16 protein-coding genes and 2 pseudogenes are annotated in these 16,088 nt (G+C 71.2%); 8 read left to right on the top strand and 10 right to left on the bottom strand.

What is annotated here, in order from left to right; translation table 11 throughout:
• Positions 1-40: 40 nt before the first annotated feature.
• The 4 genes from AOQ53_RS02405 to AOQ53_RS02390 form a co-directional block, all read right to left on the bottom strand.
• A complete protein-coding gene (locus AOQ53_RS02405; protein WP_059414534.1) occupies positions 41-871 on the bottom strand; it encodes a PP2C family protein-serine/threonine phosphatase in 831 nt (276 codons plus the stop codon).
• 122 nt (positions 872-993) lie between these two features.
• Entirely contained in the window at positions 994-1,797 is an 804-nt protein-coding gene (locus tag AOQ53_RS02400) for a DUF817 domain-containing protein (protein WP_059414532.1), read from the bottom strand.
• Between the two features lie 27 nt (positions 1,798-1,824).
• Positions 1,825-2,346 carry a hypothetical protein gene (locus AOQ53_RS02395; protein ID WP_236711527.1) on the bottom strand — a complete coding sequence of 174 codons (522 nt, stop codon included), beginning with the start codon at positions 2,344-2,346 and terminating at the stop codon, positions 1,825-1,827.
• A gap of 134 nt (positions 2,347-2,480) precedes the next feature.
• Complete coding sequence (locus tag AOQ53_RS02390; RefSeq protein ID WP_059414528.1) at positions 2,481-3,479, bottom strand: inorganic phosphate transporter; 999 nt, start codon at positions 3,477-3,479, stop codon at positions 2,481-2,483.
• Positions 3,480-3,628: 149 nt separating this feature from the next.
• On the opposite strand from AOQ53_RS02390, the gene AOQ53_RS02385 reads away from it, so the two are divergent.
• From AOQ53_RS02385 to AOQ53_RS02365, 5 genes and pseudogenes are all read left to right on the top strand, one after another.
• Entirely contained in the window at positions 3,629-4,222 is a 594-nt protein-coding gene (locus AOQ53_RS02385; RefSeq protein WP_059414526.1) for a DUF998 domain-containing protein, read from the top strand.
• Positions 4,223-4,360: 138 nt separating this feature from the next.
• Positions 4,361-4,867 (top strand): annotated as a pseudogene (locus AOQ53_RS02380) (kinase); the annotation flags it as partial.
• A 182-nt stretch (positions 4,868-5,049) separates the two neighbouring features.
• Positions 5,050-7,281: a telomere-associated protein Tap gene (gene tap, locus AOQ53_RS02375; RefSeq protein ID WP_059414524.1), complete on the top strand. Its 2,232-nt coding sequence runs from the start codon at positions 5,050-5,052 to the stop codon at positions 7,279-7,281.
• Positions 7,282-7,293: 12 nt separating this feature from the next.
• Complete coding sequence (tpg, locus tag AOQ53_RS02370; protein ID WP_059414521.1) at positions 7,294-7,848, top strand: telomere-protecting terminal protein Tpg; 555 nt, start codon at positions 7,294-7,296, stop codon at positions 7,846-7,848.
• Between the two features lie 77 nt (positions 7,849-7,925).
• On the top strand, positions 7,926-8,789 hold the full coding sequence (locus AOQ53_RS02365; protein ID WP_059414519.1) for an alpha/beta fold hydrolase: 864 nt from the start codon (positions 7,926-7,928) through the stop codon (positions 8,787-8,789).
• Positions 8,790-9,011: 222 nt separating this feature from the next.
• On the opposite strand, the gene AOQ53_RS02360 is transcribed toward AOQ53_RS02365, so the two are convergent.
• Positions 9,012-10,016: a phosphotransferase enzyme family protein gene (locus AOQ53_RS02360; RefSeq protein ID WP_236711533.1), complete on the bottom strand. Its 1,005-nt coding sequence runs from the start codon at positions 10,014-10,016 to the stop codon at positions 9,012-9,014.
• A gap of 154 nt (positions 10,017-10,170) precedes the next feature.
• On the opposite strand from AOQ53_RS02360, the gene AOQ53_RS44405 reads away from it, so the two are divergent.
• From AOQ53_RS44405 to AOQ53_RS02355, 3 genes are all read left to right on the top strand, one after another.
• Entirely contained in the window at positions 10,171-10,329 is a 159-nt protein-coding gene (locus tag AOQ53_RS44405) for a hypothetical protein (protein WP_167745668.1), read from the top strand.
• A gap of 83 nt (positions 10,330-10,412) precedes the next feature.
• Positions 10,413-10,586, top strand: coding sequence for a hypothetical protein (locus AOQ53_RS45665; RefSeq protein WP_167745667.1), 174 nt, complete (start codon positions 10,413-10,415; stop codon positions 10,584-10,586).
• A 422-nt stretch (positions 10,587-11,008) separates the two neighbouring features.
• Positions 11,009-11,362, top strand: coding sequence for a hypothetical protein (locus AOQ53_RS02355; RefSeq protein WP_059414515.1), 354 nt, complete (start codon positions 11,009-11,011; stop codon positions 11,360-11,362).
• 34 nt (positions 11,363-11,396) lie between these two features.
• On the opposite strand, the gene AOQ53_RS02350 is transcribed toward AOQ53_RS02355, so the two are convergent.
• From AOQ53_RS02350 to grpE, 5 genes and pseudogenes are all read right to left on the bottom strand, one after another.
• Positions 11,397-12,227, bottom strand: coding sequence for an urease accessory protein UreD (locus AOQ53_RS02350; protein WP_059414513.1), 831 nt, complete (start codon positions 12,225-12,227; stop codon positions 11,397-11,399).
• A gap of 23 nt (positions 12,228-12,250) precedes the next feature.
• Positions 12,251-12,964 carry an urease accessory protein UreG gene (gene ureG / locus AOQ53_RS02345; protein ID WP_059414511.1) on the bottom strand — a complete coding sequence of 238 codons (714 nt, stop codon included), beginning with the start codon at positions 12,962-12,964 and terminating at the stop codon, positions 12,251-12,253.
• A 41-nt stretch (positions 12,965-13,005) separates the two neighbouring features.
• A complete protein-coding gene (locus AOQ53_RS02340; RefSeq protein WP_059414509.1) occupies positions 13,006-13,680 on the bottom strand; it encodes an urease accessory protein UreF in 675 nt (224 codons plus the stop codon).
• Positions 13,681-13,774: 94 nt separating this feature from the next.
• A pseudogene (locus tag AOQ53_RS02335) lies at positions 13,775-15,016 on the bottom strand (urease subunit alpha); the annotation flags it as partial.
• A gap of 440 nt (positions 15,017-15,456) precedes the next feature.
• Positions 15,457-15,999 carry a nucleotide exchange factor GrpE gene (gene grpE / locus AOQ53_RS02330; RefSeq protein ID WP_059414505.1) on the bottom strand — a complete coding sequence of 181 codons (543 nt, stop codon included), beginning with the start codon at positions 15,997-15,999 and terminating at the stop codon, positions 15,457-15,459.
• Positions 16,000-16,088 lie beyond the last annotated feature (89 nt).

Genomic DNA, 16,088 nt, shown 5'->3' with positions numbered 1-16,088 from the left:
GCCGCCGCGACGGCGAGGCGAGAGCGGGGGCCCTGCGGCCCTATGGCTGAGCCCCAGGTCCGTCGAGGCCGACGACCAGCACGGCGGCGTCGTCGTCGTGGCCCACACGCTCGGCACCCTTGATCAGGGCGGCCGCGAGCGCGTCCACGTCCGTGCCCGCCACCGCCGCGATGCCCGCGAGCCGCATCACCTGGTCGAGGCCCTCCTCGAGCGGCAGGGAGGGCCCCTCCACGACACCGTCCGTGAGCAGCACGAACACACCGCCCGTGGTCAGCTCGTGCCGGGTCACCGGATACGGCACCCCTGCCTGGATCCCCAGGGGCGGCCCGCCCTCGTCCGCGGTGACGCCGGACTTCCCGTCGGCCGTGGCCCAGACGCAGGGCAGGTGCCCGGCCCGCGCGCTCTCCAGCACGCCGGCACACGGGTCGAGCCGCATGAAAGTGCAGGTGGCGAACAGATCGGAGCCCAGAGACAGCAGCAGATCGTTGGTCCGGGCCAGGACTTCCCCCGGATCGCTGGTCACCGAGGCCAGGGCCCGCAGCCCCGCCCGCACCTGTCCCATGAAGGCGGCGGCCTCGATGTTGTGGCCCTGGACGTCACCGATGGACAGACCGATACGGCCGTCGCCCAGTGTGAAGGCGTCGTACCAGTCGCCGCCCACGTTGAGCCCCTGGCAGGCGGGCGCGTACCGCACGGCGAGATGCAGCCGGCCGGCGACGGGCAGATCGCGCGGGAGCATGCCGCGCTGAAGCGCGATGGCCAGCTCGACCCGTGACCGCTGCATCTCGGCCTGTGCACGAGCCTGGGCCGTCAGGGCCTCGAGCCTGGTCAGCAGCTCGTCTCCGTCGTCCGTCGTGCCGGTGCGGGACATTGATCACTCCGGCGAGGATGGCCACGGTCGGTGACAACCCTCGAAGGCAAATCACCCAATTTATGTCCATAGGATGATACGTGGCCGGAGGTCTGGCGACGACTCGCGCTCCCCGCGCCCCGTCACCGCACCGCCCGCTCCACCTCACCATCCGAGCGCCGCCCGACCGCCGCGAGGACGAAGGTGACGCTGATCAGCAACGCCCAGGCGCCGAACTTCTGCACCCCCACCGGCTCCCAGCCGTGCTCCTGGTACGGGTAGCGCCAGGCACCGACGAAGGTGGCGAGATTCTCCGCCACCCACAGGAAGAACCCGATCAGGACGAACGACAGCGCGAGCGGCATCCGACGGCGCACACCCCACACCGTGAAGCGCACCGACGTTCCCGCGGTGACGGCCAGCAGTAGTCCCGCCAGCACCCAGCGGGCATCGGGCAGCCAGTGATGACTGAAGAAGTTGACGTAGATGGCCGCGGCCACCACCGCCGTCGCCCGCGGGCGGTAGCGCACCAGCTCCAGATCGAACAGGCGCCAGGCCCGGCACACGTAGCTGCCGACAGCCGCGTACAGAAACCCGCCGTACAGCGGAACACCGGCGAACTTCAGCACGCCCGGCTCCGGGTAGCTCCACGAACCGAGCGACACCTTCACCAGCTCGAAGGCCAGCCCGATGACGTGACAGGCCGCGATGACGGCGACGTCCCGCCCGTTCTCCCAGCCGCGCAGCCAGAACACCAGCGTGAGCAGCACGCCGTAGACCACCAGCAGGTCGTAGCGCGCCACGGGAAGGCCGGGCAGCAGGGCGGACACGGCCACGCCGGACAGCAGCGCGATGGCGAACGCGCACGCCCGGGTCTGCCTCCAGGCGAAGTCGAGCACCTGCCGAACCGGCGCGGTCCAGGGGCCGGGGAAGCTTGTAGGGATCATGGTGCCCTGTAGGACGGGCCCGCGCCTCTACCGGTTGCAGCGCTCTTCCGCAGCGGGCACCCGCCCGCACCGGGCCTCACCGTCCCGGACCAGTCCGTCCCGGGCTCCGGCCACGGCCTTCCGCAGCAACCGGGCAAGACGCTGATCCGCGTCCGGCGCGGCGCACAGCACCCGGAGAGCGTGTTCGAGGTGCCGCCGCCCCGGCCCACGCCACCACAACAGATCGGCGACACGGCCAGGCAGCCCGCTCGCGCCGACGTGAGCAAGTCTCTCGCCCCGTCGACGGCAGGCACGGTCGTGCCGCGCCAGACGCCGGGAAGCGGGACGCAGCACGCGCGCCTCGTCCACGACCGTGCCGACGAGCCGCGGCGCATACGCCCGTTCTGCGGGACAGGCGCCGGCGAGCTCGGCGGCCAGCGGCCACAGGGCATGCCGGGTGGCGTCACCGACGCTGTCGTTGACCACGCGGGCCAGAGCCGCGAGCGCCGGATGCGTACCGGCCGGGCTGTCCGTGAACCCGCCGCCGGCCAGCAAGGCGGCGCCCTCCATCAGACAGGCACCGTCGGCTGGGTGCAGATGCGCGAAACGCCCAGGTGTCGGAAGCCCGCCCGGAGGTCCCGCAGGGGACCGGCGGGAGGGCGGATGCGGCGGAAAAGCGATCATGTGAGGCCTCCGGGCCCGGATCACAGACCGGTGACGGCGTGCAGAACGAGGTAGATCGCGGCGGCGGGAATCCCGGCGCCGAAGAACGTGAGCACCCAGGCGGTGACGATCGTGCGGGCCACTTGCCAGCGTACGGCCGAGGCGCGCCGGGTGGCACCGGCACCCAGGATGGCCGCGGTGATCGTCTGTGTGGTGGAGATCGGCGCCTTCACCAGGAACGCGGTGGTGTAGAGGACGGCCGCGGCAGCGGTCTCGGCGGCGAACCCGCGCGGCGGGTCGAGGTGGACGATGCGCCGGCCGAGGGTGGTGATGATGCGGCGCCCGCCGCTGTAGGTGCCGGCCGCCATGGCGGCCGCCACGGCGGCGATCACCCACACCGGAACCGAGAAGTCGTCCTGCCAGCCCGCCGTGACCAGGGCGAGCACGATGACGCCCATGGTCTTCTGCGCGTCCTGCAAGCCGTGCCCCAGCCCCATCGCGGCGGCGGAGACGGTCTGCGCCATACGGAACCGGCGCATGGTCCGCCGGGGCGTCGAACGACGGAACAGCCACAGGATGGACACGTGCAGGACGTAACCGAGAGCCACACCGACCAGCGGGGAGAGCAGCATCGGCAGGACGACCTTGTCCACGATCCCTGACCAGTGGACGGTGGCGGACGCGGCGAGCGCGGCACCGACCAGCCCGCCGATCAGTGCGTGCGAGGACGAGGTCGGCAGCCCCCGCCACCAGGTGAAGACGTTCCACCCGATGGCCCCGATGAGCGCGCACATGACCAGCAGCAGACCCGAGTCGTCCTCGGGCGCGGCGATGATGCCGCTGCCGACGGTCTGGGCGACCTCGGTCCCGAGGAAGGCGCCGCAGAAGTTCATCACCGCGGCCATGGTCAGCGCCGCGCGCGGCGTCAGGGCCCTGGTGGAGATCGAGGTGGCGATCGCGTTCGCGGCGTCGTGGAAGCCGTTGGTGAAGTCGAACGTCAGCCCCACGATGATGATCAGCACCACCAGAGTGAGCTCCATGACCGATCACCTTTCCGCGGGCAGAGCGCCGGACCGCCACAGGCGCCGTCGGCGCACGGATCCATCGTGCCGCGAAACCTTCGGACGGACCCGCCCGAAGTGGCGGTAGTGGGACGGGAAGAGCGGGTGATCCGCTTTACGGTGTCCTGATGCGATCTGTTCCCAAATGGGTCCTGCTGTCGTCGGCGTGCGCTCCTGCCGTGCTGATCACGGGCTGGATGGTGGCGGCGGTACTGCAAGGCCCCGCCTACGACCCGGCCGCTCAGACCATCAGCGTCCTGGCGGCCCCCGGAGGTTCCGGCTACTGGGTGATGACAGGCGCGTTCATCGCCCTGGGCGCCTGCCACCTGCTCACCGCCTGGGGGCTGCGCCCGGCCGCGGCCCCCGGCCGGGTGGCACTGGCGGCCGGGGGAGTGTCCGCCCTGGTGGTGGCCGTGGTCCCGGCGCCGAGCAACGGCGGCTCCCTGAGCCACGGCTCGGTCACCGCCGTCGGCTTCACCGTCCTGGCGGCATGGCCGGTCCTGGCCATCCGGACCGGCGGCAGCGTCCCATGGGCTCTGCGGCCCTTACCCTCCCTGGGAGCCACCGCGGTGATGGCCGTGGGCGCGGCATGGTTCCTGCTCGAGCTGCATCTGCACGGCGTCGCCGGTGTGGCCGAACGCGCGGTCACGACTCTCCAGTCGGTCTGGCCGTTCGTGGTAGCCCTCTCCTGTCTGCGCCACTCGTGTGCGAGGTGCCGCTGAGGTGCCGAGAGCAGGCCGGGGTGACGGACTCGATCGCTCCGCAAGTGTCCCGGGCCGTCGCCTCGGGAGCGCCGCGCGTGCGGCCGGCGGAGATGCGGAACGACGATGTCACTGGCCGTCGATAGGGTGACCGCCGTGATGGTGGGCAGCGAAGGAACCCGGCTGGTCGTCCTGCGCGGTAACAGCGCCTCGGGCAAGTCGTCCGTCGCGGCCGGCCTGCGCGAGACGTACGGCCGCGGTCTGGCCCTGGTAGCCCAGGACAACCTCCGCCGCGTCGTGCTGCGCGAACACGACGTGCCCGGTGCCGCGAACATCGGCCTGATCGACACCGTGGCGCGCTACGCCCTGGACGCCGGGTTCCATGTCGTCGTCGAAGGCATCCTCTACGCCGACCGCTACGGCGACATGCTCGGCCGGCTGCGCGCCGACCACCGCGGCGCGACCCGCCACTACTACCTGGACGTACCGTTCGACGAAACCCTCGCCCGGCACGCCACCAAGCCGATCGCCGACGAAGTGAACGAGACGCAACTGCGCGACTGGTACCGGCCGCTCGACCTGTTGCCCGACGGAGTCGAGACGGTCATCGGCGCCGACAGCACCCTCTCGGCGACCATCGAGCGCCTCATGCACGACACCGGACTGTGTCGTCAGGCGCGGCAGCGCAGTATCTCCAGTGGGGGTCGGCGAAGAAGTCCGCCCAGTAGTCCGCCCAGTAGTCCGCCCCCGGGGTACGCCGCGGACAACACCCATAAGAACGCCGTACGTACGCGCTTGGTACGCGAAACCTACGCTCCACGGTAGGGTGGCGGATCAGGAGGTGCCCTGTGTCCGAGCTGTTCGACGCGGTCGACGCCCTGGTCGCGTCCCGCTCCCCGCTGCCGCCCCCGGCGGAACGCAAGCGGCTGCGCCAGGCCCACGGCCTGACGCTGGACGAGGTGGCCGCCGCACTGCAAGTGCGGCGCGCGACGGTCAGCGGCTGGGAGGCCGGCAAGACCGAACCGCGCCCCCCGGAGCGCGACGCGTACGCCCGCCTCCTGAAGCAGCTCGCCCAGCTCTACCCTGCCACCGACGCCGCGGCCCCTCCGAAGGACACCCCGGTTCCCGGGACCCCTGCCACCCCCACCCCTGCGCCCGCCGCACCGGCGCCATCCGCAGCTACGGACCAGACCCCGGAGCCTCCTCCCGGGAGCGCCGCGCCGCAGCCCACCGGTCCTGCCGCCGTGCCGCGTCCGGCGGCCAGGGCCACGACCAGGCAGTCGTCGACGTCACGCCGCCCCGGCACCAAGAAGGCGGCCCCGGCGAACCCCCCGACGACCGACGCCGACCCGCGGTTCGCGAACGGCCCGCTGCTCGTCATCGACGCCGACGACGGCTCCCAGGTGACCGGCTACGGCATCGGCGGCCTGGTGCTCGACGTGCCCGCCAAGTCGCTCTCCGCGCTGGTGGAGTGGACGCTGAAGGAGGCTCAGCTCGGGGCCGGCAGGTTGCACGGCTCCGGCAAGGACGCCGATCCGCTGCTCGTGCTCACCGAGGCCGCGTGCGAGCGGTACGGGCTCCCGGTGGAGCTGTCGGACGCCGAGCGGCTCGCCGGACGCCTCCCGGACGGCCACAAGATCCTCAGGCAGCTGGACCGGGCCGAGTGGCAGCTGACCAAGCGGGGCCTCGGGCCGTGGGCGCGGATCTACCGCCCCGCCCAGGGCCGTCAGCGCCAGTGCGTGCAGCTGTGCATCCCCTCGTGGAACGCGCTCGACGCCCGCACCTGGGGCCATGCCGCGCAGCTCGAACCGGCGGAACTCGCCCATGTGCTGGGCACCTACGCGGCCCGCGTGATGACACCGCGCGGCTCGACGGCCGTCACCGGCCTGGAGCTGATGACCGCCCTCAATCCGCCGACCCGGGCGAGCGAGGCGGACGAGACGGGGAAGCGGCACAGGGAACACCGGCCAGGCTCGCTGGGCGAGCACCCGATCGACTGCGCACCGTGCGAGGCCCCGGACGGGCATCCACTGCTCGCCGGTCTGCCCCGCTTCCACCAGCGGGGCCCGGACGAGATGCTGTTCGAGGAGGCGTACGACTGGGCGCGCGAGCTCACCGACGCCGAGTGCATGCGGCGGTACCTGGTCGGCATCGACGTCAACCTCGCCTTCGGCGCTGCCGCCAACGGAGCCGTCGTCGGTCTGGCGACGCCGCCCGTGCACGTCACCGACCCCGTCTTCGACCCGACGCTGCCCGGGTCATGGCTCGTCGACCTCTCCCACGTCGACCTCTCCCACGTCCTGGTCGGCAAGCAGTGGCGCCGGCTCCAGGGCGCGCTGCTGCCCAGCCCGTTCACGCCGACCGGCGAGCGCCCGCAGGGGCCGGCCTGGTACGCGACTCCGACGGTGGCGTACGCGGTGGAGCTCGGCTACGACGTCGCCCCTACCGAGGCCTGGGTGAGGGAGGACAGGGGCAGGTTCCTGGACGGCTGGTACAAGCGGCTGCGCAACGCGTACGTCGACACCATGGCGGACCTGGGCGTGGGTGAGAAGCTGCGCACCCCCGAGTTCCTGAAGGCGATGGACGGCTACCGGCAGCGCGATCCCGAGATGGCGATCGTCCTGGACGCGATCAAGTCCACGGTGAAGGGCGGCATCGGCAAGCTGCGCGAACGGGCGCGTGGCGGCGGCTGGAAGCCCGGGCAGCCCTGGCCCGCCCTCTCCCGCCCGACGTGGCGGCCCGACATCCGAGCCGCCGTCATCTCCCGGGCCCGGATCAACATGCACCGCAAGATGCTCAACCTGGCCGCGGCAACCGGCCAGTACCCGGTGGCGGTCCTGTCGGACTGTGCCGTCTACGCCGCCGACGGTCCCAGCCCGCTCCACGTCCTGCCGTACGACGCCGACGACAAGACCGTGCCCGGCAGCTTCCGGCTCGGAGTGTCGCCGGGGATGGTCAAGCACGAGGGCACCCAGACCACCCTGTGGGCCGAAGCAGTGCGGGAGAAACACGGACAGGTCCTCAACCTCGCCCGCTACATCAAGACCGGTGAGGTCACGGCCAAGGACGACGGAGAGTAGGGGAGCCAGCCGATGGACACGGTCGGGGACGGTCTCGACGCCGCACTGTGGAAGGCGTTCACACGCCCCATCCCCAAGAGCGCGGGCGCGCAGATGCGCTATCTGGTCAGGCAGCTCAAGGGCACCAGGCCGGTGGCCGAGTTGCTCGGCATCACTCAGCGCACCGTCGAACGGTATGTGAAGGACCAGATCAAAAAGCCCCGTGCCGACCTCGCGCAGCGCATGGAGCGCGAGGTCACAGCGCGGTGGCAGCCCCAGATCCGGGCCAGGGCCAGACAGACGGCGGCCACCACCGACGGCATCGTCATCGACACGCGCGCCCGGTTCGGCTACACCGCCGCCCCCGGCACCACCGACGACGCCCGGCTGCGCCATCTCACCGTCGCTCTGCCCCCGCAGTACGCCGCCCGCCTCTTCGAGGTCAAGGAAGCCGGCGGCACGGAACAGCAACTTCGGAACATCGCGGCCGAGGCACTGGGCGAGGTGTACTTCCGCGACAACGGCCGCCGCGCCCACGGCCTCGAAGTCGAGTTCACCGACGTGGAGCACATCGAGTTCGGCCTCTGACCGTCGACGACCTTCGCGCTCCCGGAGATCTTTGATCCGGTGCTCGACATGGTGTGTGCCGCCTACAGTGAAACCCGATGACACTCCTACATGTCCATGACTATGGGGGCGATGGCCCTCAACTGGTTCTGCTGCACGGCTTCTCACGGTCGCTCACCGACTGGGACGCCGCCGCCACCCTCCTCACCGCCGGGCACCGCGTCCTCTCCGTCGACCTCCCCGGCCACGGTCGCTCTCCCGATGTCTTCCCCTGGACCATGCCCACCGTGGTGCGGCACATCGCGGACACGCTCGACGCGCATGGCGTGCCGGAGGCCGTTCTGGTGGGCCATTCCCTCGGCGGAATGGTCGCGGTCGAGTACGCCCGGGCGAACCCGAACCGTGCCCGTGCCGCGGTGAATCTCGACGGCTTCTGGTGGGGACGCGAGTACCCCGGCGCCGGCCGGGTGGGTGAGGCGCTGCTGGAGTCGTCCGGGGCCATCGCGCCCCCCGAGTACATCGAAGAGAAGGTGGCCAACGACTCTGCCCGGCTCGGGATTCCCGCCGACCGAGCGGAAGCCGCTGCCCGCGCGGCCGCACGCCCCTTGCCCGACGGCAGGTGGCAGACGCTTCCGGAACGGGCGACGGCGCTGGAGATCCGGGACGAACTCCACAAGCTCGGCGCGCTCGGTGTCACCGCATGGCTGGAGGGGGCCGACTGCCCGCTGCTGCTGGTACAGGCCGGCCGACGGCTACCGCCGGTCCCCGGCATGGAGTGGTTCGACGATTTCAGCACGCGGTTCGGACAAGAGGTCTCCGACGAACTGGCCGCTCTCTCCCGCGTCCGGCCGACGATCACCGTCAACCGGATTGACGCCACCCACGCCATGAACCTGGAGGCTCCGGAAGCGGTGGCGACGCTGGTCGCCGACTTCGTTCGAGGACTGCTTCAACCGTCATAACAGCAGCCGTTGAACCCCTCTAGGCCCTGTCGTCACATTCCCGTCGTCCGCCCGAAGGGGGCCCCGCGGCGTCAGGTGCGTGCTCTCGGTGTGCCGGGCGCAGGCCCTCGTACTGGTTGTACGTGGGCCTGCGCCCGGTGCGGCGAGTGGGGGTCCCCTGCTCGAAAAGCTTGGGGGGGCGTGCATGGCGTCGCGGGGCAGGCGGGAATGTGACGACAGGGCCTAGCGGATCCCTCGGCCCACTTCCTGGCCGATGCCGATCACGAGTTGCCGATGGGCGCGGGCCATGTCGGTCAGGTCGTCGCGCAGCCCGGACAGCCAACCCGGTTCCTGCCGGGCGGGTTCGCCCAGGGCGCGGGTGATGCGCACGAGAGAAGCCGCGGCGTGCAGGCCGGCGAACAGCGGCAGGCGGCCCAGGTCCTCGTCGTCGAGCGGGCGCACGCTGCGATAGCCGTCGAGGAAGGCGTCGAACCGCGCCCGGTGCCCGGCTGCGGGCCGACCGGTGTCGCCGGTCAGGTCGCGCACTGCAAAGGCGATATCGGCGGCATACCAGGAGAGGGCGGCCTCGTCGAAGTCGTAGGCGGTCGGGCCGTCCTCTTCCCAGGCCATGTTGTCCAGCTCGAAGTCACCGTGCACCACGCCCCAGCGGTCCTCGCAACGCGGCAACTCGCTCATCACGTCGGCGATCCGCGTCGTCGCCTCGACCAACTCGGCGTCATCGGCGAACAGTTCACCGATATCCGGAAGTTCGCCGAACGATGTGGGCAGCCCGGCACCAAGTCCGGCGGCATCACGGTGCAAACGGGCCAGTGCCCGCCCCCAGTCCCGCGCTTGCGGTTCGGTGAGTTCGCCGACGTCGACCTGGGCACCGGGTGCCGGTTCCACCACCATGGCGTGCATGGCACCGAGACCGGTCGCCACGGTCATGGTCAGCGCCCCTGACTCGGCGGCGACCGGCCGCACCACGGCCGAGCCGCCGTCGCTGAGCCGTGCCATCAGCTCAGCCACCACGGCCAGGGACTCCGGTCCGCGGCAAGAGCCGGGCACGAACCGCAGATATCGCCGTCGCCCGTTGTCCGGGAGCACACATACATGTGAGGCACTGGAGCGCCACCACCTGGCGGAGCCGGCCGGGTAACCCCACTGCGCGGCGACCTGGTCGGCGATCGGGCTGTCCCATGCTGCGGACACGGTCCGCTTCAGTCGATCGATCTCAGTCAAGGGCATCATCGCGAGTCAGCTTTGATCACGCAGCCGGCAGCCACAAGCCGATTTCCACTCACGGACACCGTGCTGGTCGGCGTAGACGAACGCATATGGAGGTGAGTCCGCAGTCCGCACGGCGTGGTTCTGGCAGATGCCGACTGGTTCTCTTGAGGCCATGAGCGACGAGATGATCCGTGACAGGGCGACGGGCAAGACCGGCCGTCGGGTTGCGCGGTTGCTTCAGGAGCGGGGCGTGTCGGTCCGCGCGGCGTCCCGTTCCGGTGCGCCGTCGTTCGGCTGGACGCACCGCGGGGCCCCGCACGGGCGGGTGTGACGGGGACGTACCTCGTGCTCCCCGACCTCGGCAGCCGGGCTCACTGCCGAGCGGCCCCTCGAACACGCGGGTCCGACCGGACTGTGTTGCGGCCGCGCTGGTTCGTCCAGAACTTCAGCGAGCACTTGCTCTACGACCCGGTGCTGAGCGGCGAGGTACGGCTGCCGGCCGGGGGCGGCGAGGAGGCGTTCACCGACATACGACCTGCAACTCCGCATACCCGCACACCGGACATCGACCAGGGGAGAAGTACGTGAGAGGACTGCAAGGCAAGAGGTTGGTCATCGCCGGGGGTGCCACCGGCATCGGCGCCGCCACGGCCGAGCGGCTTGCCGCCGAGGGCACCGAGGTCGTCATCGGCGACGTCAATCTCGAGCCGGCGTGGCCCGATCGCCCTCGTCCACGGCATCCCCCGCGGCGGCGAACACGGCTGGACCGGCAGCCCGGCCCGTACACCCCTCACCTGCTGCCCGCGCCTTCATGCCATCCGAAATGTACGCCGCAGGCGAACATCTGGGCATGTGCCCGAATAGGAACCGTATTCCGGCGGCCGCAGACCGAGGTGTAACACGGCGGTGCTCGCACGGCGCAGAAGTAGGCAGAAACGGGCCAGTCCGAGGCTGAATCTCACTGCCTTTGCGGCCTTGTCGACATCGCACGCGCGAGATTGGAATTTTTCGTGAACGGTACCGACCCGGTTTCCGGATACCAGGCCTACGACCAGCCCCAGGGCCCTGGCCGCCCCGAGCGCAACCAGGCCACCACGCGGCGGGTAGCGCTTGTCACCTGCACGATCGCCGACGTCGCGGCCGGACTGCTGGGTCTGTGGATCGTGCTCTACCTGCTCGACGCGAACCAGGCGAATCCCTTCGTCGAGTTCGTCCACGGAATGGCGGACTGGCTGTCCGGATGGGCACAGGACATTTTCACGATGGACACAGAGGGGCTACGCGTTGTCCTAAATTACGGCCTCCCGGCGGTCATCTATTTGCTGATCGGCCACGGAATCGCAGCCCGGCTCAACCGGGCCTGATGGCATTACTCCGCAAGACCAGCCAGTCCCTGTCCTACAACCCCCCTCTACGGCACGGGTTCGTGCTGAGCGCCCGTCGCAGTGCCTCGTCGAGGAGACGTCGTAGCCGGGTAGCGGTGTCCGCCACCGCGGTGGCCAGGAGCGCCGGGCCGGCCAGGGGGACCAGCACGCCCTGGGCTGGAGTACCGGCGTCGCCGAGGAGGACCGGTGGGAGGGCCGCCGGGGTGAGGGACGGGTCGACGACGAGGAGTTGTCCGCAGGCGCGGTGCGAGCCCATGACGGCCGGGCCGTCCCAGGCGGGGTGGGGGCCGCCGAAGGAGGTGTGCTGGTCGAGAAGGGGGCGGTCGGCGCGGAGCACGGTGAGACGGGTGGTCAGGTTTCCGCTGGGCTCACCGGTGCGGCCGAGGATCTGTTCGTCCCTCAGGACGAGGCGGGCGGTGGGGGAGAGGCCGACGGTGCAGGTCTGGCGGAGGTTGCTGCCGGCGGTGCTGATCAGGGGCTGCGGCAGCCAGTGCAGGGTGGCGTCGTCGCCGACCGTCAGGTGGATGTCGTAGGTGGCGGTGTCGTCGGTGGGGCCGCGCAGCGCGATGGTGGAGGCGGCTCCGGTGATCTGGAGGCGAGCGTACGGTCCGATGTCGGCATGGAGGGCGAGCCGGTCGCCTCCGAGGGGGCCGCTCATGGCGCCGATGACGTCGAAACGTGCCAGGCCGCCGCGTGGGCGGAGCCGTTGGAGGTGAAAGGGCCCGTCGCTGCTCAGCAGCGGAAGGGTGGTGGTGCGGCCGTTGTGGCAGGCCCGTAGCCGGGCGGTTGCCGCGACGGCGCAGGCGTCCGGGAGGCGCGCGAGGTCTTCGGTGAGCGTGCTCATGTCTCCTGCCGGGACGTAGGGGATCAGCGCGTGGCGGTGGCGGGCTCGGGCCGCTCGGTCCCGTGATGCCAGCAAGTGAGGCGTTCCAGTACCCAGTCGGCGACCGGCCGGACGCCGTCGTCGCCGGTGAGGGAGGTGAAGATCACGGGCAGGTCGCCGCGCCGCCGGCCCGCGTCGGACGCCATGGTGGCGAGATCGGCGCCGACGTGCGGGGCAAGGTCGGTCTTGTTGACGACCAGGAGGTCGGCGGTGGTGATGCCGGGGCCGCCCTTGCGGGGGATGTCGTCGCCGCTGGAGACGTCGATGACGAAGATCTGCGTGTCGACGAGGCCCTTGGAGAAGGTGGCGGTGAGGTTGTCGCCGCCGGACTCGACGAGGATCAGATCCAGGGGGCCGAGGCGGTCCTCGAGCTCTTCCACGGCCTCCAGGTTCGCCGAGCTGTCGTCGCGGATCGCCGTGTGCGGGCAGGCCCCGGTCTCCACGGCGGTGATCCGCTCAGGGGGCAGGACGGCCTCGCGGAGCAGGAACTCGGCGTCCTCACGGGTGTAGATGTCGTTGGTGACGACTGCGAGGGAATACCGGTCGCGCAGGGTGAGGCAGAGGGCGGCGACCGTGGCGGTCTTGCCGGAGCCGACCGGACCGCCGAGGCCGATCCTGAGAGCGCGGCGGCTGCCGTCAGGGCGGTGGGCGTCGGCGGAGACGGCGCCGGGACCGTCGTGGGTGTGGTCGAGGTGCATGGGCGTGCGCTCCTTCTGGTGTGCGGAGTCCGGACTTCGCGTCAGGACGCGAAAAGACGCATCGGCCAGGCGGCGTGCTGCTCGGCGGTGATGTCGAGCAGCGGCGACGACGCGGCCGGCAGGATGCCGGCTCCCTCGTCGGCGACACGGGCGGCGGCGTCGGTGGCCTGGTGGGCCACGGCGTCGACGTCGTCGCAGAGACGGGCCAGGACCGCGGTGGCATCGAACGGGTCGAGGCCGAGCAGCCGCACGGCGGCGGTGGCGGGGCCCGCGACATTGCTGAAGGCCGCGACATGCGCGGCGTCCGACGCGGTGAGGCCGGCCGCGTGGGCGGCGGCCCCGAGCACGACGGGCTGGTGGGCGCCGCCCGGCAGATCACGGGCGAGCCGCTCCAGCGCCTCGCACGGCCACGCCGCGCGGGCCGCGCGCAGCAGCTGCCGGCCCAGCTTGCGGGCCGTGGCCCGCAACGCCGGGGCGGGCGTACGAGCGTCGGCGGCCTCGTCCAGGACGAGTGGATCGTGTCCGGCGGCGGCCGCGGCCGCCAGTGCGGCGGCGGTGAGACCCGCGCTGTGCAGGCGGCCACGGCAGAACGCGTAGAGGGTGACGGGATCGTGGACGGCGCGGGCTGCGACGGCGGCCTCGACGCCGCCGGAATGCGCATGGTCTCCTGCCGGGAAACGGCCGTCGGCGAGGACGAGGAGTGCGGTACGGCTCATGGGCGCGTGGCCATGCCTTTCGAAGGCGTGGCGGAAGGACGGGACGGGCGGCGTCCGGCCTGCCGGGCCGCCCCTCCCGTCGTCCGCCGCACGGTCAGAGGATGAAGTAGCGCTGGGCCATGGGAAGTTCCGACGCGTAGTGCGTGGGAGCGGGCCGCTGGGTGCACAGCCCCTCGTCGTCCTGCGCCTGTTCCTACTTCTGCCGGCGCGGTTCGGTGATGCAGGTGTCCTCGATGAACACCTCGTAGGTGTCCGGGTCGACCCGGATGTCCGGGGTGGCGCCGTTGAGGACCATGTCCTGTTTGAACACCTGACGGGTGTCCTTGATCTCGTACAGGGACTTGTTGATGCCGAGTTCCCGCGCGGTGACCGTGGCCTGCGGGCTCACGAAGTTGACCGAGTTGGCGCCCGGCGCGTTCCCGGTGGCACCCCACATGGGTCGGGGCAGGACGGGCTGCGGCGTCGGAATGGACGCGTTGGCGTCACCGACCTGCGCGTAGGCGATCTGCCCGCCCTTGAGGACGAGGTGCGGCTTCACGCCGAAGAACTTCGGCTCCCACAGCACCAAGTCCGCCAGTTTGCCGGGTTGCACGGAGCCGATCAGGTCGTCCGCGCCGTGGGCGATGGCAGGGTTGATCGTGTACTTGGCGACGTAACGGCGGGCGCGGAAGTTGTCCGCCTCGCGCCGCTGCTGTTCCTGCTCCGCGGTGGTGCCTTCGCGCAGCCGGCCGTAGCGGGTCTTCATGACGTGGGCGGTCTGCCAGGTCCGCATGATCATCTCGCCGATGCGGCCCATTGGCTGCGCGTCGGACGACATGATCGAGATGGCGCCCATGTCGTGCAGCAGATCCTCGGCCGCCATCGTCGAGGGCCGCACCCGGGACTCGGCGAAGGCCCGGTCGGCGTCCAGCTCCGGGTTGAGGTGGTGGCAGACCATCATCATGTCGATGTGCTCCTTGACGGTGTTGACCGTCAGGGGGCGCGTCGGGTTGGTGGACGCGGGCAGGACGTTCTCCTCCCCGCACAGGGTGATCATGTCGGGGGCGTGGCCGCCACCGGCCCCCTCGATGTGGAAGATGTGCAGGGGACGGCCCTTGAACGCGGCCTTGGTGCTCTCCACGAAGCCCGCCTCGTTCAGCGAGTCCGCGTGCAGGGCGAGTTGCACGCCGTTGGTGACGAGGCCGTCCGTGCGGTCGTCGTCCTCTGGGCTGTTCCTGCCCTCGCACACCTTCAGGCAGGTGTCGATGACCGCGGGGGTGGCGCCCCAGTCCTCATGGATCTTGAAGCCGATCACCCCGGCCTTCACCTGGTCGAGCATCGACTCGCGGGCGGCGGAGCGAACACGTCGGCGAGTACGGCGGAAATCGGAGTTCGGATCGCGAATCGGCGACTTCGGGCCAACAGGGCCCGCCGCCCTCGGGGGGCGCGATACGCGAACGTTTCTGCGCCGAGGCAGTGGGGCCCACGGCCCGGAGGCGCACGCGCGGCCGGGGGGAAGCCGCCCCGTTCGTATGGGCACATACCGCCCCGCTCCCGCCAATACCCGTTCGGAAAAGGGGGGCAGCTACGCAGAGGTTCGTTGCCTTCAGTGGCCGGTTCAGGGGCAGGCGGCGTCCCCGGTGCCGAGGCGGCAGCCCTCTCGGCACCGGGGGCGCCGTATCACTCCTCGTCGCGCAAAGCCGGGCCGCCAAGGCCGTCAGCGGCTCGGTCTCGGTGTGCCCCAGGGCCGTGAGGCGGGCGACCGCGGCGTCCAGACGGGTGAGGGCCTGAGCCCGGTCAGCTTCGCGCGATGGGGAAGGGCGGCGCACCGCCGTCGGTGGAAGGCCGCACGCCTCGGTCGCCCCCGTGCGCGTTCCTCGCGGGCGGAGCCGGCCCCGCGACCTCCACGTGGGCCGGGCGCAGCAGGTGGTCGCCGAGGCGGTAGCCGGTCCGGAGGACGGCCGAGCAGACCAAGTGGTCGCTGTCGGGGGAGGCGTGGTGCGCCAGGGCGTCGTGGCAGACGGGATCGAACGGGTCGCCCACCTCGCCGAACGACGTGACGCCCAGCGAGCCGAACTGCTCCCTCAGGCTGTCGGCGATGTCCTCCAGACCGGGCGTGAGCGGCTCGTGCGCGCACGCCCGGTCCACTGCGTCCAGCACAGGCAGCAGCGCCCGGAGCACGTTGGCCACCGCTATCTCGCGTACGGCCAGGCGATCCCGCCGGACCCGTTTGCGGTAGTTGTCGTACTCGGCCTTCACCCGCTGAAGATCGGCGGTCCGCTCCTCCACCAGGCGCCGCAGCTCCGCCAATTCGGTCGCCTGCGGCCCGCTCCCGGTCATCGTCAGCCGGCCTCCCGCTTGTCATCGTCGACGATCTCGGCGTCCACCACGTCATCCTCGGACGAACCGCCGGCCGTACCGTCGGCGGC

It is taken from the genome of Streptomyces azureus, from assembly GCF_001270025.1.
In the GTDB taxonomy this organism is placed as follows: Bacteria; Actinomycetota; Actinomycetes; order Streptomycetales; family Streptomycetaceae; genus Streptomyces; species Streptomyces azureus.
The sequence above is the reverse complement of the archived record's forward strand: the minus strand, read 5'-3'. Positions and strand labels throughout refer to the sequence as shown.